Source organism: Microbacterium sp. NC79 (assembly GCF_019061125.1).
GTDB lineage: Bacteria > Actinomycetota > Actinomycetes > Actinomycetales > Microbacteriaceae > Microbacterium.
In genome coordinates, this window is sequence record NZ_JAHQYI010000002.1 from 418,565 (window position 1) to 437,313 (window position 18,749).

Genomic DNA, 18,749 nt, shown 5'->3' on the forward strand with positions numbered 1-18,749 from the left:
CCACCCCGGCCTCACCGCCGAGAATCAGTTTGGTCGGCGAAACCCGTCCGCGCCGCATGTATCTCGCCGACCGAACTGTGCTTCGCGGACGGATGGCGCGGAAAGGAGGCGCGAAGGGTTAGGCGCGCTCTTCGGCGGTCTTGGTGTGGTGGCGGATGACCTCGGCGACGACGAAGTTGAACCACTTTTCGGCGAATTCGGGGTCAAGGTGCGCGGCCTCAGCGAGCTGCTTGAGGCGCGTCACCTGTTGCTCTTCGCGGTTCGGGTCTGACGCGGGCATCGCGTGTTCGGCCTTGAGTACACCCACCTGCTGCGTGGCACGGAACCTCTCGGCCAGCATAAAGATGAGGGCGGCGTCGATGTTGTCGATCGTCGCGCGCAGGCGGAGCAGCGTGGTGGTGGGGTCTTCCGCGGTCATGGCTCCAGCCTAGAACGCTTCTGTGAACGCGATGTTCACAAGGCGTAACGATGCCAGCCCTGCCGGTCAGCGAATGAGCTGTACTCGCTGCGGGCAGGAACGTGCGTCGCTCACCGCCAGGACTCTGTCCGGGGTTCACAGCTGGCTGATAGCATCCGAACATGAATCGACGACTCGCATCCCTGATCCTTGCTGTTCCGCTGACCATTGCCGCTCTGACCGGATGCTCCGGCTCCGCTGGTGGCGATGGCGATGGCGGCTGGCCCGCCAACGTGACCGAAAACTTCCTGACCAGCTGCGAAGAGAGCAGTGGTGGCCAGACGGCGTACTGCGAATGCTCACTTGAAACGTTGCAGGAGAACTTCACCCTCGACGAGTTCAAGGACATGGAAAAGAACATCAACGACGAGAAGACTCAGGAAGTCCTCACCGAGATCATCTCCGCCTGCCAGGCCGAGATCAAGTAGTTCGAACCGTGCCCCCGCTCGCCGAGTGGGATCACCCGCGCGGTTCGTAAACGCGAAGGATCGGCTCGGCCACCGCCATGGGCGTGGCCGAGCGTCCGATCGGCGGATCAACCAGTCGCGACGGTAGCGCGCCCGCGGCGAGCTCAGCACGCACGCCAGGGTGAGCAACGTACGTCAGAAGTCCCATCAGTAGCAGCGTGCCGTCGAGCCCCAGCGACGTCGATTCAATGTCGAACGAGTCTCGCGCTTGAAAGAAGGGGCCGGATCGATCACCGCACGCTGGCTCCCGCGAGGCACGATAGCGAGCGAGCGGAGGGCTAGTCGAAGATCGGAACCAGAGCCGTCGGCGTCGGGGCAGGGGCGCGGTGCAAAAGCTGACCAACAACGCCCGAGCGGGGGTCGATGCTGAACGAAACGACCTCGTCAGAGCGCTGCCCCGCGACAAGAATCGTGTCACCAACGAGTACGTGGTGACGGGGCCAGTCCACACCCGACTCGACGAGCGCAAGGCTGTCGAGTCGTGCGCCACCATCACGCACCGCGATCGTCGCGATCGTGTTGGAACCGCGCACAGTGACGTGCAAGAACAGGCCATCTGCGGTCATCGAAATCTCCGCAGGAAAGTCAACACCGAACGATATTTCCCGTGAAACCGGAACCGCGGTGACGATGCGCCACATGCCTTCCCGGTCAGGAGCCAGGCCATAGACCTCACCTGAATACTCCGTGACGACGTAGAGGTGACCGCTCGGGTGCCACACCGCGTGCCGCGGGCCCGACCCCTTTGGCAGCGCAACCTGCTGAATTTCGATGTCGCCTCGCCAGATTCGCACCAGGTCAAAGCCGAGGTCGGTCGTCGCAAACAGCCCACCAGCCACGAACGTGGTGTGGTGACCGCGAGAAACGCGCGCGTTCGGATCTTCGACGACAGGGAGCGTCTCGACGGGTTCCGGGTTGTCATAGTCCGGAACCAGGTGCGCGAATTCGGGGCCAGCGGCCTCTCGAAGTGCCGCGGCGGCAGCACTCAGATCAATCGCTCCGTTCGCCGCACTCGCCGCGAGGCTCGCCGGCGGATTCGCCGCCTCAAAGCTGTACGGGTCGGTGGTCGATGACAGCGCCGTCGCACCCTGCAGCGAACCGTCCGCCGCGAGCGACACGCGCGTAATGGTTCCGTCGCCATAGGCGGCAGTCACCAACGTGCCAGCACCCGGCGCGACGGCGGCGTGGCACGTGGCGTATCCGGTTGATACCGGGCCGCCGAACGGGGTGAGGGTGTCTTCACCTGTGCGACGGAAGGCCTGGACGGCACCGCGCTCTTCGAGCGTTGCGTAGACAACATCGAGTGTGGGGTGCGCGACCAGCCAGGAGGGAGACTCAGCGTGCACGGCTGTGCCAGCAAACGTGAGCGCACCGCGGGGCGATTGCGCGGCAGGCTCTCCTGCCAGCAATACGCCAATACCGGCGGCGTGACCGCTCATGTCAGCGGTGTACCCGCCGAGCCAGAACCGCATTAGTCGAGAAGCGGCGTGCGTACGACGACCTCGTCGCGGGCGGGGCCCACGCCGATGACCGAGATGCGTGTGTTGCTCATCTTTTCGAGTGCCAGAACATAGTCCTGCGCGTTCTGCGGCAGGTCTTCGAACGTGCGAGCGGTGGAGATGTCTTCCGTCCAGCCGGGGAAGAACTCGTAGATCGGCTTGGCGTGGTGGAAGTCGGTCATGTTGACCGGAACCTCGTCAAAGCGAACGCCGTCAACGTCGTACGCGACACACACCGGGATCTGCTCGATGCCGGTGAGAATGTCGAGCTTCGTCAGCACCAGGTCGGTGAGACCGTTGATGCGAGTGGCGTAACGCGTGATCGGGGCGTCGTACCAGCCGACGCGGCGCGGACGGCCGGTCGTGGTTCCAAACTCAAAACCGCGCGAGCGCAACATGTCGCCATCAGCGTCAAACAGTTCGGTCGTGAACGGGCCAGAGCCAACGCGCGTCGTGTACGCCTTGACGATTCCGACGATGCGGTCGAGGCGGTTCGGGCCGACACCTGAACCCGTTGCAGCGCCTCCAGCGGTTGCCGACGACGACGTCACGAACGGGTAGGTTCCGTGGTCAACGTCGAGCATCGTGGCCTGGCCACCCTCAAACACGACAACTTCGCCCCGGTCAAGAGCGTCAGCCAGCAGCAGCGCGGTGTCAGCCGCCATCGGCTTCAGGCGTTCTGCGTAGGCGAGCAGGTCGTCGACGATTTCGTCGGCCGTGATCGCGCGACGGTTGAAGAGCTTGACCAGCAGGTGGTTCTTCTGGTCGAGCGCACCTTCGACCTTCTGGCGCAGAATGTTTTCGTCGAACAGGTCTTGCACGCGGATGCCCACGCGGTTGATCTTGTCGGCGTATGCCGGCCCGATTCCGCGACCCGTGGTTCCGATCTGGCGCTTTCCGAGGAAGCGCTCGGTGACCTTGTCGAGTGTGCGGTGATACTGCGTGATGATGTGCGCGTTGGCGCTCACCTTCAGGCGCGAGACGTCGATGCCGCGAGCGCTGAGTGCGGTGAGCTCAGCGAAGAGAACTTCGAGGTCGATGACGACACCGTTACCGATGACGGGCGTGACTCCGGGCGAAAGGATGCCGCTGGGGAGCAAGTGAAGTGCGTACTTCTCGTTGCCCACAACAACGGTGTGGCCGGCGTTGTTGCCGCCGTTGAACTTGACGACCCAGTCGGTGCGTTCACCGAGAAGGTCTGTCGCTTTACCTTTGCCCTCGTCGCCCCATTGGACGCCGACGATCACGATTCCTGGCATTTTGGGATACACCCCCTGAAAAGGGACCCGGGCGTGGGTCCACCCAATCTTACCCATTTGGCCTGGGAGGCCTGTGCGGGTGCCGATTTGTGACGCCTAACCGAGGGCGCGTTAGGGTCGATGCCGTGGTGCACAACGCGGCAGGTGACGTCGTGTCGGTTGCCGATAATGCCGTCGTACGCATCGCCCACGTGTCGTTGGTTGCGCAACAAGACGCGGTGCTGTGGCGCGGCATCATGGCCGCACAGCAGGACCGCCCGGCGCTGTTCGAACAGTTCGATGCCGCCGCGATCACGCCTTCGTCTGACGGAACCTCGGTGCGCGACCGTGACGGCTACGTCACGACCGTTGGCGCCGTGCGTGCCGTTGCGCGCAAGCGTGGCTATCAGCGTGAGACGCCGGACGAAGGGCCCTGGTTCTTCCGATTCACGAAGCTGTTCACTGAACTGGGTATCGAAGTGCACATCACCATCTCCGGAGCGTTGATCCCCGAGCAGAATGACGATGCTGTCTCGATTTTCGAGCTCACGTTCGTTCGCGTCGATGATGTCTCACGCGTACCGATGACCATTGCTGAGGTTCCGCCGGTATTACTGCGCGAGACCTATCGCGACTACCTCGCGTTTGCGGCGAAGGGTGCGTTCGACCCGGAATGGACGAGCGCGATCAAGACACAGCCCTGATGATCGAGTCTCGGTGTTCGCGGCGGGCATGGCGGCCACCGACCCCTTACGCTCTAACCATGCGTTCTTCTCGGTTGGCGGCGGTTGCCGCGACGTTTGTGCTGGCTTTGACCCTCGGCGGGTGCGCCACGACCCCGAGCGCTTCGTCGACGTCGGGGAGCGAGACGACGCCCTCGGCCGCCACCACTTGCGCCTACCAGGCGAGCACGAGTCCGGCTGCCAAGAAGGTGACGGCTCCTCCCACCACGCCTGCAGTCACCGGCGAAGTTTCCGTCACGATCGCTACTTCGGCTGGTGACCTCAACCTGACGCTTGATGCCGACAAGGCGCCGTGCGCGGTCAACAACTTCGTGTCGCTCGCCGAGCAGGGCTATTTCGACGGCACATTGTGCCACCGACTGACCACGAGTGGCATCTACGTTTTGCAGTGTGGAGACCCGTCTGGCACCGGTGCGGGCGGTCCGGGCTACTCATTCGCCGACGAACTCGACCCCAATGAGAGCTACCCTGCAGGCACGGTCGCGATGGCAAACGCGGGACCGAACACGAACGGTTCCCAGTTCTTCCTCGTCTACCAGGATGCGGCTGGTGCGCTGGCTCCCGCCTACACACCGTTCGGAACGTTCGACGAGGCTTCCGTGAACATCGTGCAGGAAATCGCGAAGGGCGGTCTCGCCGACGACCAGGTCGGCCCCAAGACTCCCGTCGACATTTCATCGGTGTCGGTCGCGCCATAGCCACGGTTCCACCACCGCGGGCCGCGACCACCGGCTAGCCTCGACACATGACCAGTGAACTGCTCGCCCTTCCGACGTCCGCAGACGAGTGGATGGAGTTCGTCACGACCCGGCCCGATGCGTTCCTCGCGAAGGCCCGTGAACACGTCGCAGCCCTGAAAGACGGCACGCCACGCACCGCGGTGGAGACGCTCAACCTCTGGAATGAGGTCACCTGGTCGCTGAAGTCTGCCGGCAGCCCGAGCTACGTGCTCAGTGAATGCCACCCTGACCCCGCTGTCCGGGACGCAGGGTCAGAGCGCTATCTTGCCGCGGTCGCCTTCGAAACCGAGCTCATGCTTGATCGCGACCTTTTCGAGCTGTTCACCAACACGCTCGCTACCGATGAGGCCAGTGACCTCACGGCAGAAGAGTCGCGACTTCTCGAACACACGCTGCGTGACTTGAGGCTCGCCGGCGTCGGACTCGACGACGCCGGGCGTGCTCGCGCACAAGAACTGGCCGACCGCGACTCACAGCTCAGCGTCGAGTTCAACAAGAACATTCGTGATGGTAAGCGCAGCATGCGCATCGCCCCTGACGCCCTCGCCGGGCTCCCGCAAGACTTCATCGACAACCACCCTGTCGACGACGATGGCCTGATCACGCTCACCACCGACTACCCCGACTACGTTCCGGTGCGCGAGTACGCCACCAACCGTGACACCCGCGTCGCCATCTCCAAGCTGTACAACGACCTCGCTTGGCCCGCAAACGACCCGATTCTCGCTGAGCTCCTCGACGTCCGCCGCGAGCGCGCGCAACTCCTCGGTTTCGGCGACTGGTCAGACGTTGAGACCGCCACGCGCATGGCTGGCTCGTCGGCCAACGTCGATGCCTTCCTCACCAGAGTTGACGATGCGTCCCGCGATGCCGCTGCGACCGAGTACGGCACTGTGCTCGCACGACTGCAGCAGGAGGTTCCGCACGCCACCGACGTCACAACGGCCGATCTCGCCTACCTGCTCAACACGATCAGGCGCGAGCAGTATGACGTCGACGCCCAGGTCGTGCGGTCATACTTCACGTTCACCGCCGTCATGCAGGGCGTGCTTGACCTCACCGGCGCGCTCCTTGGCCTTGAGTACCACCCGGTCAGTGTGCCGACGTGGCACGACGACGTGCACGTATTCGATGTTGCGAAAGCGGGCGCCACCATCGGCCGCATTTACCTCGACATGCACCCGCGCGACGGCAAGTTCAACCACGCGGCATGCTTCGACCTCGTCGTAGGTCGCGACGGCGTCGAGCTGCCCGAAGGTGTACTGATGTGCAACTTTGCGCGCGGAACCATGGAGCATGATGAGGTGACCACGTTCCTTCACGAGTTTGGTCACCTCGTGCACGCGATTCTCGCTGGACACCAGCGGTTTACCGCACAGAGCGGCATCGCAACGGAGTGGGACTTTGTTGAGGCGCCGAGCCAAATGCTCGAAGAGTGGGCGTGGGACGCCGACGTGCTCGCCCGCTTCGCCCGCAATACCCAGGGCGAAGCGATTCCGGCGGCGCTCGTTGAGCGCATGCGCGAAGCCGATGCGTTTGGGCGCGCGCTTCTCGTGCGGCGCCAGCTCGGCTTTGCCCGCGTCTCCTACCAACTGCACCACGATGTTCCGGCAGACATCACCGCGGCCGCCGCGCACTGGGTTGACACGACTTCACCCGTCAAGAATCTTGAGGGTAGCCACTTCGCGTGCTCGTTCGGACACCTCACCGGCTATGGCGCGAGCTACTACACCTACCAATGGAGTCTGGTCATCGCGCGCGATCTGCTCACCGCTTTCGGCGACGACCTCATGAACGAGACCGTCGCCACCCGCTACCGCGAATCGGTGCTCGAGCCCGGCGGCACGAAGGATGCGGCCGACCTCGTGCGCGACTTCCTCGGGCGCGAGTACACCTTTGACGCGTACCGCGACTGGCTCAGCGGCAGATAGGCGCGCGGTGCGGCAGACGCACGCAACATATCGCGCGGGGTTCCCGGTCAATCGCTGACCACCCGCTACGCTAACCGCATGAGCGAAGGCGCAGCAGTGACTCCGGCGAAGAATGTCCGCGTGATCTGGGCGATCGTACGCCTGGCAACAGCGGCGCTCATCGCTGCCGCTGTCATCGCACAATTCACCACGACGTTCACCCTCGCGGCAGAAAAGGGCCGTGACGTTACGACGACATTGGTGAACTTCTTCAGCTTCTTCACGATCCTGTCCAACTGTCTCGGCGCGATCGTGATGTTGATCGGCGGGCTCTGGCTACTCACACGGGGCGCCCGCAAACAGTGGGAACCACGCTGGATGTCGTACGCGTGGATCAGCGTCGGAACCTACATGGTGGTCACCGGCATTGTCTACAACATCCTGCTGCGCGGATACGTGCTGGAGCAGGGCGCCACCGTGGTCTGGGCCAATGAAGTACTGCATCTCATCGGCCCCGCGATCTTCCTCCTCGACCTCATCTTTTGCATTGCGCGGCGCCGCGTGGGCTGGACCGCCATGGGCGTCGCCGTGATCTTCCCCATCGCCTGGGTGATGTACACGCTCCTCCGCGGAGAGAACGTCACGAGCCCGGTCACCGGTGACCCGTACTGGTACCCCTACCCGTTCCTCAACCCGTACCTGCAACCCAACGGATACTTCGGCGTCGGCCTCTACGTCATCGGCATCGCCGCCGCCATTCTCGCGGTCGCGGCGCTTGCCGTCTGGCGCACGCGCATGCGGCGCGGTGCTGATTCGCCAGCACCCGTGGTTCCGGAACCATCGGCTGAGGTCGCCGAGACCACGGCGGCACCCGAAGTCGCGGCCCCCACCGCCGCACCCTGAGCGCGCCCCCTTCCCCGTTCACTCGCGTTCCCTTCTTGTTAACCCCGCCGTGTAGATTCACGCCATCGACTTTTCACGACAGGGCGGGCCATGACGACAGACCCCGGCACTCTCGCACGAATCCGCGCATCGCTGGCCTCACTCGTGCCCAGCGAGCGACGCGTTGCCGACCTCATTGTTCAGCGCCCCGACCACATCACCGGGCTCTCCACCGCTGAGCTCGCGCAGGCCGCAGGCACGTCAACCGCGACCGTGATCCGCGCGTGCCAGAGCCTCGGGTTTCGAGGATTTCAACACCTCCGCCTTGAAGTCGCCAGGGCGACACCCTCACCGTCACTTCCTGACGACCAGCGCGCGACGGCCTTCGACGAAGCCATCTCGGCGCTCAGCACCGCAAGGGAATGCGTCAACGAAGACCGCATCATCAGGGCAGTCGACCTGCTCACGAACGCCCGTCGCATCGTGTTGATCGGCAGCGGATTCTCGGGCCCGCCGCTGCAAGACTTCGCCCTGCGCATGCAGACGATTGGCTATTCCATTGAGGCGCCGGTTGACGCACTGGCCCAACAGTTTGCTGCCAATGCGCTCACCGACCGTGACGTTGCCCTGGCGCTGAGCTATTCGGGGGCAAACGCGCAAACGATGCGCGCCGTCACCGCGGCCCACGAACGCGGCGCTCACGTCATTGTCATCACGAGCTATGCCCGCTCTTTTCTCGGGCGCCTCGCTCACGTGACCATCTCAACGGGCCCAGCCAGCACGCCACACGCCGTCGATCCGGCGTACGCGCGTCTTGGTCACACCGTTGTTCTGCATGCACTTCACGCGGAGCTTGCCAGGCACGCGTCACACGCCGATGTCACGCAAATGCGTCATGTCGTCGCCGATGCGATCGCCGACGACTGACTCCCCACGCCACGTTACGTGCGCCACAGCGGCGCGATCAATACACCGCACACTCCGCGTTCCCGCCCACGTCGCCCCGCCGTAACCCGGCGTTCACCCACGGCCGTGACGCTACTCATGTAACGACGTTCCAGATCCAGCGGAACGCAGGTAACACGGAGTGATCATGGCGAACGACACCGGAATTTTCAACCTCCGCACGATCGGCGCACCCACCCCGTGGCTGGTTCGCACCGGCGCTGTGGAGCAGATCACCGACTCGGGCAAAGCGGTGCTGGAAGCAGCGCGCGTCAGCGTGGTCGTTGATCTCCGCGAACCCGACGAAGTGCCAGCACGCCGCGCCGATCTCCCGGTCGTGAATGTGCCCCTGTACGGAACCACGCCGCCGGTTATCGGCACTCTGGAATCGGTGTACGAGACGCTCCTCCGCGAGCGCGGCACAGCATTGACTGCTGCCGTCGGCGTTGTCGCTGACGCAGACGGTTCCGCCCTCGTGCACTGCACCGCAGGCAAGGACCGCACCGGACTCGTCGTCGCCCTCGCTCGACTTGCCGCTGGCGACGATGAGAACGAGGTTGTTGCGGACTACGCGGCATCTGGCCCCGAGGTGCGGAAGGTTCGCCTCACCCATGCACAGCAGGCAGCCGTAGGCCACGAAGACAGTGCGGGCATCATGCGCCTACACCTGGACAGCCCGCCAGCTGCCATGCACTATGCGCTCAGCATCATCGCGGAGTGGGGCGGAGCTCGTGACTATCTCCGCACCCACGGCCTCACCGAACGCCAGCTGTTTGCCCTGCAGAGCAAGGCGCGTGGAAACCGCGCAGCATGAGCATTGAATCGGGCCGCCTCACGATCGTTCACGTCAGCGACGTGCACGCCACAGAAGACCGCGCGCTCTACGGATCGATTGACGGCATCGAGCGCCTCACTCGACTCGGCAGTTATCTCGCCGACGTCGGCGTCACCCCCGAGGCCATCATCGTCTCTGGTGACCTCGCGGAGCGACGCAACCCCGGCATCTACCCCGCGCTGCGTGACGCCTTCGCCAAACTCGAGCAGCAGGCTGGCGCCCCCGTCCTCACGGTGCTCGGTAATCATGATGACCCCGACGCTTCGAGGGTGCTCCGCGGTCACGAGACAACGCACTACCGCACCGTCATGCTCGATGGCCTGCGGGTTATTCTGCTCGATTCTCACACCGGCGAGCTCGGCGCCGTGCAGCGCGATTGGTTGCGCACCGAGCTGGAAACGCCCGCTCCGCTCGGCACCGTGATCGCCGTGCACCACGCACCGCTTGGCTCCCCCATGCCGTCGCTGGCACGTGCGGGTCTTGCGGACGCCAGCGCCTTTCTCGACATTTCTGCCGGTCGCGACGTGCGCTTAGTCCTCTCCGGGCATTTCCATCACGCGCTGTCAGCCACGGTTCGCGGGGTTCCGATCTCCGTCGGCCCGTCGCTTTCCTACCACCAGGTCATGGACGCTGGCCCGCAATACGTCAGCGGTCATGACATGCCGATGTTCTCGCTGGTGCACCTGCTTCCCGGCGCCGCGGCCACCACGGCGGTTGCGCTCCAGACCCCCCGCCCACTTTTCACTTCTCCCCTCACCATCCCTACTCGTTAAGGAAAACCATGACCATCAAGCGTCACCGTTTGTTTGCTCTCACCGCCCTCGCCGCCGGCGGCATGCTGCTCGCCGGCTGCTCCGCCCCTGCGACGGAAGCCGCACCCGAGACCAAGCCCGAATCCAGCGAATCCGCCCCCGAAACGCTCGAGCCCACGACCATCACGCTGTACACGTCGGAGCCGCAGGCGAAGGCTGACGCTCTGGTTGCCGCCTTCAACGAAACGCACCCCGAGGTCACCGTCGAGATCTTCCGCGCAGGTACCGGTGACCTCACCGCGCGTATCGCTGCCGAGCAGACCTCTGGCGAAATCCAGGCTGACGTTCTCCTGGCTGCCGACTCGGCAACCTTCGAGAACTATGCGGCGGATGGTTTGCTCGCCCAGTACACCCCGAAGGACGTGGAGTCCCTCAACCCCGACGTCGTCGACGACGAAAACTATTACGTCGGCACGCGCATTATCCCGACGGTCATCGCGTACAACACGACACTGATCACCACGCCCCCGACGTCGTGGCAGGAGCTCACCGACGCTGCATACGCCGACAAGATCGTCATGCCGAACCCGGATGTCTCGGGGGCAGCCGCATACAACGCCGCGGTCTGGATGAACGAAGACGCCCTCGGCGAAACGTGGCTGGAAAACCTCGCCAAGAACAAGCCGGTCATTGCCGACAGCAATGGTCCGGTCTCGCAGGCCGTTGCTACCGGCACCCAGCCGGTCGGCATCGTCGTTGACTACCTGGTGCGCGAGCTCGCCGCCCAGGGTTCACCGATCGCGGTCTCCTACCCGACCGAGGGTGTGCCGTACGTGTCACAGCCGGCCGGCATCTTTGCTGACTCGGACAGCCCGGAAGCCGCGCAGGCATTCATTGACTTCTTGGTCAGCGCCGAGGGCCAGAAGCTCGCCGTCGAGCAGGCGTACCTGCCGGTTCGCTCCGACGTGGGCTCGCCAGAAGGCGCTCCGGCTATGAGCGACATCACGATCTTCAGCCCCGACCTTGAGACGATCCGCTCGTCGCAGGACGCTGCTGTTGAGACCTTCCGGACGCTCTTCCTCAAGTGAGCACCCTCACCGCTACCCCCCGAGGCTCGGCCACTGGCCGGGCCTCGGGCTCGGCCCGCCCACGTTCCCTTTCCACGCTCGTCTTTGCGCTCTGGATCGCGTGCGGTGCCGTCATTGTGGTTCCACTCACCGCCGTCGTCATGCTGGCGCTCAGTGGCGGCGATTTCTCCGTCCTGCTTGAAGAAGACATGCGTGAAGCGGCCGTCAACTCGGTCGTCTCCGCGACCATCAGCGGCCTCTTCGCTGTGGCATTCGGCACGGCACTCGCAATTCTGTTTGACCGCACCGACCTGCCAGGGCGCAACATGCTGCGCCTGTTCGCGCTGTCTCCCATGCTGGTTCCGCCGTTCGTCGGCGCCATTGCGTGGCTCGGTGTGCTCGGCCCGGCCAGCCCCCTGAACCGTTGGTGGGCATCGTTCACCGGTGCGCCACTATGGTCGCTGTACGGCGGCGATGGCGTGATCTTCCTGTTGACCGTGCACAGCTACCCGCTCGCGATGCTCATCATGTCGGCGGCTCTGCGTCGCATTCCCTCCGACCTCGAGCAGGCGGCCCGGATTTCTGGCGCGGGCCCCGCACGCGCCCTCACCACGGTGACACTTCCCCTGCTGCGCCCCGCCCTGCTGTCCAGCTTCGTCCTCATCACCGTCGGCAACCTCGCCGACTTCGGCATTCCCTCCATCATTGGCTTGCCTGAGCGCTTCACGACGCTATCGACACTCGTCTACCGCTACCTGCAGTCCGCCACAGTAGACAGTCCCCTCACCGTCGTTGCCACGATCGGCAGCGTTTTGCTCACCGTTGCGGTCTTGTCGCTCGTGCTCGACGCCGTCATTTCTGCGCGCGGCCGTCGCGGTGTGCAGTTTGACGTGACCGGAACCATTCAGCGCACGCCGCTGGGACGCTGGCGGCGATCGCTGGGGATGATTGTTGCCATCGTCGTGCTGGGCCTCACCGTGTTGCCACTGTGTGCGCTCGCCATGCAGGCCCTTATTCGCGCACCCGGTCTGCCGTTCACGATGGAGAACATCACACTCGACCACTTTGTGACAGCGATCAGTAGCTCGAACACCATGACCGGTGCAACGAACTCGATCATGCTGGCTCTCGGCGCAGCCCTGGTGTGCATGGTGCTCGGCCTTGCTGTCGGTGTCGTCACGACCCGCACCACGCTGAAAAGTGCACGCGGACTCCAGGCCCTCACCCTGGTTCCGCAAGCCATCCCGGGCCTCGTGATCGCCGTCGCATGGCTCATCATTGCGCCGCGTATCGGCCTGTTCAACACTCCGTGGCTGATTCTCTGCGCGTATGTCACCTCGTTCATTGCGCTGGTGGTGCAGGCGGTCGTCGCGCCGCTGCAGAGCACTGCCGCGAGCGCCGAGGAGTCGGCGAGAATCGCCGGCGCTGGCCCGGTGCGAGCGCTGTGGGACATTTCTGCACGCATGGCGCTGCCCGCTGCGCTCTCCGGCGGCGTCATCGTCGCGGTGACCGCGGTGCGCGAACTGACCCTGTCCGTTTTGCTGCTCTCACCCGGCTCGCAAACGCTCGGCGTCGTCATCTTTAATCTGCAGCAGGCGGGGGCATTTGGAACCGCAGCTGCGCTCTCGCTTCTCGTTGCGTTGTTGGGGATCGCGGTTATTGGCTTCGCCACGCGATCGACAGCACGCTCGTAGGCATCGAAAGGACATCATGGCTTCTGTCTCTGTTGACGCGGTTTCACTGCGCTACCCGAACGGCACGCTCGGCCTCGCCGATATCGACCTCACGATTGCCGACGGGGAGTCAATCGCGCTCGTTGGCCCTTCCGGTTCGGGCAAGACCACGCTGTTGCGCACGATTGCGGGATTCCTGACGCCGACCGCCGGGCATATCTCGATCGGCGGCGAGGTCGTCGCCGGCCAAGGCCGACCGGTTCCGCCCGAGGCGCGCGGGCTCGGCATGGTGTTTCAACAGCACGCCGTCTGGCCGCACTGGAACGTCGCTCGCAACGTCGACTATCCCCTGCGCCGTGCCGGGGTTGTCCGCACGGAACGACACCAGCGCGTTGATGAAATGCTCACGCTCGTGGGGTTGGACGGTTATGCCAGGCGCGACCCGGCCACACTCTCCGGTGGGCAGCGTCAGCGCGTCGCCCTGGCACGCGCCCTCGTCACTCGACCCCGCGTTCTCCTCCTCGACGAAGCCCTGTCTGCGCTCGATGAGCCGCTGCGTGATCGTCTACGACTCGAGCTGCACGCGCTGACGCGAGACTTCGGAACCACGGTGGTGCACGTCACGCACGACCGTGCAGAAGCGTTGGCGATCGCCGACCGCGTGATGATTATGGATGCCGGTCGGGTACAGCAGATCGGCACGCCTGCCGAGGTTCTCAGCGCGCCGGCATCGACATTCGTTGCCACGTTCTTGAATGACGCAACGATCGTTGCGGGCACAGTGACTGACGGTATCTTCCGGGCGTGCGATCACCCCCTGACCGCTCCCCTCCTCGGTGGAGACCTCGTCGGTGACGGCCAAGCCGAGGCCACCATCGCCCGCCAAGACGTGCGTGTTGTTGCCGATCCCGATGGGGATGGGATCGTGCGTTCCTCCCTCTTTACGGCTGACGGTGGAGACCTCGTCGTCGATTGGGCAGGCATGAGCTTCCGGGTGAAGACGGTCGGCTTCCGTCCCGCGCATGGCGACCGGGTACGCGTTGAGGTTGCCGGCGTGCACGCCTTTCGCCAGGGTGCCGCAACGGCAGCCGCGCCGCTGGTGACCGCGTAATGCTTATCGTCGTGCGCCACGGCCGCACCGCCTGGAACGATCGGCGCCTGTTTCAGGGTCGCTCCGATATCGAGCTCGACGATGCCGGCCGTGAACAGATCGCGACGCTCGCCCCCGTGCTCCGCGACATGGCCGAATGGCAGCGCGTGGTGTCATCGCCCCTCACCCGCGCGCGTCAGAGCGCAGCGATTCTGGGCGACGCTTTCGGTCTCGGCAACCCCACCCTGAGCGCCGACCTCATCGAGCGTGATTTCGGTCAGGCCGAGGGGCAACCCGTCGATGACGCCATCGCACGTTGGCCAGATGGCAATTTTCCTCGGGCGGAACCATGGGCCACGTTGCGCGACCGTGCGGCGACCGCGCTTGAGCGGATTCTCGCCGAGTCGGAAGGCACACCGACCATTGTCGTCGCCCACGGCGTCTTCCTTCGGGCCGGAATCAGTGCGCTCACCGATTGCGACTGGCCCCGGCTTCTCAATGGTGAGGCCGTGCGCATGCAACGCACAGAGGCTGGCACGATCACCGCGCAGTCCCTGCGCGCCGAAACTACGGCTCGTGTGGGTGACTTGGATCGAGAGGCTCCACCACACTAAGAAGACGGAGAAGGCCCAGCCGCTATCGGCTGGGCCTTCTCAAACACTGTTGCGCCTCTAGCGCGCCTTGGCGGAACCGCGGGTCAGGAGTCCGTACAGCAGGAGCACGATGATCGCGCCCGCAATTGCCAGCAACCACGTCTGGATATCGAAGAACTCCGTGAGCGGGCGGTTGAAGAGCAAGCTACCCAGCCATCCACCGAGCAACGCACCCACAACACCGAGAGCAAGCGTCGCCAGCCATCCGCCACCCTGCCTTCCGGGCAGTAGCGCCTTGGCAATTACGCCGGCAATCAATCCGAGCAGAAGAAAACCGAGGAACGTCATGTCAGAACTCCTATCTGGAGGCTCTCCTTGGTATGAGAGCGCACCACTTTTGGTGTGAACTCGACAATACGGAGCGGCCATAGTGCGACCAAGGGGGTTGCGCGCGGCGAAGATTCGCGTGTATAAGCGCGCGTAAGCAGGGAAAAATGCTCGAAATCCGCCGGTAGACTGGAACCATGTCTAAGGTTCTCGAATCCCTTCCCGTCGGCGAGCGCGTCGGCATCGCATTCTCGGGAGGGCTCGACACCTCCGTAGCCGTCGCCTGGATGCGACACAACGGAGCGGTTCCGTGCACGTACACGGGCGACCTCGGCCAGCCGGATGAAGACGACATTGAGTCGATCCCCGGCCGCGCGCTCGAGTACGGTGCCGAGGTTTCGCGCCTCGTTGACTGCAAGACCGCCCTCGTTGAGGAGGGTTTCGTCGCCCTGCAGACCGGGGCCTTCCACATCCGCTCGGGCGGACGCACCTACTTCAACACGACCCCGATCGGCCGCGCCGTCACGGGCACGCTGCTCGTGCGCGCCATGAAGGAAGACGGCGTCGACATCTGGGGCGATGGTTCCACCTACAAGGGCAACGACATCGAGCGCTTCTACCGCTACGGTCTGCTCGCAAACCCCGCACTGCGCATCTACAAGCCATGGCTTGACGCTGACTTTGTGTCGCAGCTCGGCGGTCGCCAGGAGATGAGCGAGTGGCTCGTCGCGAACGGCTACCCGTACCGCGACTCCGCGGAGAAGGCGTACTCGACCGACGCCAACATCTGGGGTGCAACGCACGAAGCCAAGACCCTCGAGTTCCTCGATGTGTCGCTGGAGATCGTTGAGCCGATCATGGGGGTCAAGTTCTGGGACCCGTCGGTGGAGATCGAAACCGAAGACGTCACCGTCACGTTCGACGCTGGCCGCCCCGTTGCCCTCAACGGCAAGGAGTTCGCAAACCCCGTCGACCTGGTCTTCGAAGCCAACCGCATCGGTGGCCGCCACGGCCTCGGCATGAGCGACCAGATCGAAAACCGCATCATCGAAGCGAAGTCGCGCGGCATATACGAAGCACCGGGCATGGCCCTGCTGTTCACCGCCTACGAGCGCCTCGTCAACGGCATCCTCAACGAAGACACCCTCGCGACCTACCACGAGCAGGGTCGTCGCCTCGGTCGCCTGATGTACGAAGGCCGCTGGCTCGAGCCCCAGTCACTGATGCTGCGCGAGTCGATCCAGAAGTGGGTTGGTTCCACCATCTCAGGTACCGTCACGCTGCGCTTGCGCCGTGGTGAGGACTACACGATCCTCAACACCGAGTCGTCCAACCTGTCGTACGCCGCTGAGAAGCTCTCGATGGAGCGGGTCGGCGACGCTGCGTTCGGCCCGAAGGACCGCATCGGTCAGCTCACCATGCGCAACCTCGACATCGCTGACTCGCGCTCGCGCCTCGAGCAGTACGCGGCACTCGGCCTCATCGGTGGCCCCACCGGCGAGCTCGTCGGCGGCTACAAGCAGGGTGACGCTGCCGAGATCGCTGAGGGCACGGACGAGCAGCGGGCAGCCGCCGCCGAGTTCGATGCTGCTGGCGAATCGGCTGCGTTCGACGCAGGCACCGACTAAGTCGCGTTAACGAAAGCCGGGTTCCAGTGGCATGCGGGAGCCCGGCTTCGTTGTTCGGGCGATGGGCAGGCGGTATCGGTGCGTTTCGTCTCGCACGCTCAACGACCGGGCGGATATGCCACGTGGATTTGCGAATCATCGAGAACTGGAGTGGGCTGGAACCATGACACCCGCAGTGCGCGCCACGTCGCTGACGAAGACGTTCGGCTCACACACCGCCGTTGACGGCGTGAGCCTCACCGTCAACCCCGGCGAAGTCGTCGCATTCCTCGGCCCAAACGGTGCGGGTAAGACCACCACGATCGACATGCTGCTCGGCCTCAGCCAGCCCACCAGCGGTTCCGTCGAGCTGTTCGGCATGACTCCTCGCGCCGCCATCGCCAGGGGCCTTGTCTCCGCGGTCATGCAGACCGGCGGCCTGCTCGGCGATGTCACCGTTCGTGACACCATGCGTATGACCGCGTCACTCTTCGTCGGCACGATCAGTATCGACGAAGCGATGGCGCGCGCGGGCATCACCGACATCGCCACAAGGCGCGTGCAGCAGTGCTCGGGAGGTCAGAAGCAACGCCTCCGTTTTGCCATGGCCCTGGTGAGCGATCCTGCGCTGATCGTGCTTGACGAACCCACCACGGGAATGGACGTCGAAGGCCGTCAATCGTTTTGGCAGGCGATCCACGCCGACGCTAAGCGCGGCCGTACCGTCGTGTTCGCCACCCACTACCTCGAAGAGGCCGACCAATACGCCGATCGCATCGTGCTGATCCGCCAGGGTCAGATTGTGGCAGACGGAACCACGGCTGAGATTAAGGCGATGGCATCTGGCCGCCGCGTGGAGGCAGAGTTGCCTGGAGCAACGCAGCAGCAACTCGCCGCCATTCCGGCAGCCGATGACGTCACGATTCGCGGCAACCGTATTGTCATCCACACCGGCGACTCCGACACCGTCGCGCGCTATCTGCTCACGCAGACCGCGGCACGAGACGTGGCCGTCACCAGCCAGAACCTCGAGCAGGCGTTCCTGCGCCTGACCAGTGCGGAGAACTGACATGGAACGCATCGACGTCACCAACCGCAACGTGCCCCGCTACGGCGGCTTCACCTGGACGTTCTTCGGCCTCGAGCTGAAGCGCCTCTTTCGCAACTACTCGGTCATCATCTTCACGGTCGTGTTCCCGGTGGCCATGCTGTTGCTGGTCGCCCTCCCCCTCAAGAACACGTCTCTCACCGAGGTTCCGGTTGCCAAAGACGGCACGTCAGCCGCACTCCCGATCATGATTTCGATGGCGGTGTATGCGGCGCTCGTCGGCTCCACGATGACGGGTGTGACCGTGGCTTACGAGCGCGGCATGGGGTGGTCGCGCCAACTGCGCCTCACGCCACTGAACCCCCTCATTTACATCCTGATTAAGGTAGGCACAGGCATGGTGCTCTCCGCAATCGCCGTCATCATCACGGTCATCGCGGGCGCTCTCCTCGGGATCACCGCACCGTTGCCGAATGTCATCGCTGCGGGTGTGTTGGCGTGGCTGACCTCGTTGTCGATGACGAGCCTCGGCCTGGCCGTGGGTTATGCGTTCCCTTCGCAAAACGCCATGCGATACATGGGCCCGCTGCTTCCTGTGCTTGCCTTCATGGGTGGCCTGTTTGTTCCGCTCGCCGCACTCCCCGAGCTTGTGCAGCTGACCGCGCAGTTCACACCGCTCTGGGGCATCGCGAATCTTGCGCAAAGCGCCATTATCGGTGTCGCCCCCAGCGTCTGGGCGGTTCCGAGTCTGCTGTTCTGGTTCGCCGCGTTTACCGCACTTGCCGTGCTGTTTTTCCGACGCGATACCCAGCGCGTCTGACGACACCACCGGGATTGGGTACGATGCCCAAGGGGGCTGGACCCGGTTCGAAACCG

Annotated in this window: 20 protein-coding genes; 15 read left to right on the top strand and 5 right to left on the bottom strand. The window is 64.4% G+C overall.

The window, feature by feature from the left end; genetic code table 11:
* Window positions 1–118 precede the first annotated feature (118 nt).
* Window positions 119–418: a chorismate mutase gene (locus KTJ77_RS12195; RefSeq protein WP_217338807.1), complete on the bottom strand. Its 300-nt coding sequence runs from the start codon at window positions 416–418 to the stop codon at window positions 119–121.
* Between the two features lie 161 nt (window positions 419–579).
* Between KTJ77_RS12195 and KTJ77_RS12200 the strand changes: the two genes are divergently transcribed.
* Window positions 580–885 carry a hypothetical protein gene (locus KTJ77_RS12200; protein WP_217338808.1) on the top strand — a complete coding sequence of 102 codons (306 nt, stop codon included), beginning with the start codon at window positions 580–582 and terminating at the stop codon, window positions 883–885.
* Window positions 886–916: 31 nt separating this feature from the next.
* Here the strand turns inward: KTJ77_RS12200 and KTJ77_RS12205 are convergent, their stop codons facing one another.
* From KTJ77_RS12205 to KTJ77_RS12215, 3 genes are all read right to left on the bottom strand, one after another.
* On the bottom strand, window positions 917–1,072 hold the full coding sequence (locus tag KTJ77_RS12205) for a hypothetical protein (protein ID WP_217338809.1): 156 nt from the start codon (window positions 1,070–1,072) through the stop codon (window positions 917–919).
* Between the two features lie 130 nt (window positions 1,073–1,202).
* Window positions 1,203–2,396 (bottom strand): beta-propeller fold lactonase family protein, encoded by a 1,194-nt coding sequence (locus KTJ77_RS12210; protein WP_217338810.1) that lies wholly within the window; start codon window positions 2,394–2,396, stop codon window positions 1,203–1,205.
* On the bottom strand, window positions 2,396–3,682 hold the full coding sequence (locus KTJ77_RS12215) for an adenylosuccinate synthase (protein WP_217338811.1): 1,287 nt from the start codon (window positions 3,680–3,682) through the stop codon (window positions 2,396–2,398). Before KTJ77_RS12215 ends, KTJ77_RS12210 begins: the two co-directional genes overlap by 1 nt.
* Before the next feature lie 125 nt (window positions 3,683–3,807).
* Here KTJ77_RS12215 and KTJ77_RS12220 point away from each other — a divergent pair, with 125 nt between their 5' ends.
* From KTJ77_RS12220 to KTJ77_RS12270, 11 genes are all read left to right on the top strand, one after another.
* Complete coding sequence (locus KTJ77_RS12220) at window positions 3,808–4,365, top strand: DUF4132 domain-containing protein (RefSeq protein ID WP_217338812.1); 558 nt, start codon at window positions 3,808–3,810, stop codon at window positions 4,363–4,365.
* Between the two features lie 59 nt (window positions 4,366–4,424).
* Complete coding sequence (locus KTJ77_RS12225) at window positions 4,425–5,102, top strand: peptidylprolyl isomerase (protein WP_217338813.1); 678 nt, start codon at window positions 4,425–4,427, stop codon at window positions 5,100–5,102.
* A 47-nt stretch (window positions 5,103–5,149) separates the two neighbouring features.
* On the top strand, window positions 5,150–7,075 hold the full coding sequence (locus tag KTJ77_RS12230; RefSeq protein ID WP_217338814.1) for a M3 family metallopeptidase: 1,926 nt from the start codon (window positions 5,150–5,152) through the stop codon (window positions 7,073–7,075).
* A 78-nt stretch (window positions 7,076–7,153) separates the two neighbouring features.
* Complete coding sequence (locus KTJ77_RS12235; RefSeq protein ID WP_217338815.1) at window positions 7,154–7,957, top strand: Pr6Pr family membrane protein; 804 nt, start codon at window positions 7,154–7,156, stop codon at window positions 7,955–7,957.
* Window positions 7,958–8,047: 90 nt separating this feature from the next.
* Window positions 8,048–8,863, top strand: a complete 816-nt coding sequence (locus tag KTJ77_RS12240) for a MurR/RpiR family transcriptional regulator (RefSeq protein WP_217338816.1) — start codon at window positions 8,048–8,050, stop codon at window positions 8,861–8,863.
* A 166-nt stretch (window positions 8,864–9,029) separates the two neighbouring features.
* The gene (locus KTJ77_RS12245) at window positions 9,030–9,695 is read left to right on the top strand and encodes a tyrosine-protein phosphatase (protein ID WP_217338817.1); all 666 of its coding nucleotides are present in this window, start codon (window positions 9,030–9,032) and stop codon (window positions 9,693–9,695) included.
* Window positions 9,692–10,489, top strand: a complete 798-nt coding sequence (locus tag KTJ77_RS12250; RefSeq protein WP_217338818.1) for a metallophosphoesterase — start codon at window positions 9,692–9,694, stop codon at window positions 10,487–10,489. Before KTJ77_RS12245 ends, KTJ77_RS12250 begins: the two co-directional genes overlap by 4 nt.
* A gap of 8 nt (window positions 10,490–10,497) precedes the next feature.
* Complete coding sequence (locus KTJ77_RS12255) at window positions 10,498–11,556, top strand: ABC transporter substrate-binding protein (protein ID WP_254367775.1); 1,059 nt, start codon at window positions 10,498–10,500, stop codon at window positions 11,554–11,556.
* Window positions 11,553–13,229: an ABC transporter permease gene (locus tag KTJ77_RS12260; protein WP_367948918.1), complete on the top strand. Its 1,677-nt coding sequence runs from the start codon at window positions 11,553–11,555 to the stop codon at window positions 13,227–13,229. The genes KTJ77_RS12255 and KTJ77_RS12260 overlap by 4 nt, the downstream gene beginning before the upstream one ends.
* A 16-nt stretch (window positions 13,230–13,245) precedes the next feature.
* Entirely contained in the window at window positions 13,246–14,319 is a 1,074-nt protein-coding gene (locus KTJ77_RS12265) for an ABC transporter ATP-binding protein (protein ID WP_217338819.1), read from the top strand.
* Window positions 14,319–14,912 carry a histidine phosphatase family protein gene (locus KTJ77_RS12270; RefSeq protein ID WP_217338820.1) on the top strand — a complete coding sequence of 198 codons (594 nt, stop codon included), beginning with the start codon at window positions 14,319–14,321 and terminating at the stop codon, window positions 14,910–14,912. Before KTJ77_RS12265 ends, KTJ77_RS12270 begins: the two co-directional genes overlap by 1 nt.
* Before the next feature lie 57 nt (window positions 14,913–14,969).
* Here the strand turns inward: KTJ77_RS12270 and KTJ77_RS12275 are convergent, their stop codons facing one another.
* On the bottom strand, window positions 14,970–15,239 hold the full coding sequence (locus KTJ77_RS12275; protein WP_217338821.1) for a GlsB/YeaQ/YmgE family stress response membrane protein: 270 nt from the start codon (window positions 15,237–15,239) through the stop codon (window positions 14,970–14,972).
* A gap of 176 nt (window positions 15,240–15,415) precedes the next feature.
* Between KTJ77_RS12275 and argG the strand changes: the two genes are divergently transcribed.
* The 3 genes from argG to KTJ77_RS12290 all read left to right on the top strand — a co-directional run bounded on the left by argG (window position 15,416) and on the right by KTJ77_RS12290 (window position 18,693).
* The gene (gene argG / locus KTJ77_RS12280; RefSeq protein WP_217338822.1) at window positions 15,416–16,846 is read left to right on the top strand and encodes an argininosuccinate synthase; all 1,431 of its coding nucleotides are present in this window, start codon (window positions 15,416–15,418) and stop codon (window positions 16,844–16,846) included.
* Between the two features lie 163 nt (window positions 16,847–17,009).
* Window positions 17,010–17,894, top strand: a complete 885-nt coding sequence (locus KTJ77_RS12285) for an ABC transporter ATP-binding protein (protein WP_217338823.1) — start codon at window positions 17,010–17,012, stop codon at window positions 17,892–17,894.
* A gap of 1 nt (window position 17,895) precedes the next feature.
* Window positions 17,896–18,693, top strand: coding sequence for an ABC transporter permease (locus tag KTJ77_RS12290; protein ID WP_217338824.1), 798 nt, complete (start codon window positions 17,896–17,898; stop codon window positions 18,691–18,693).
* Window positions 18,694–18,749: the final 56 nt, after the last annotated feature.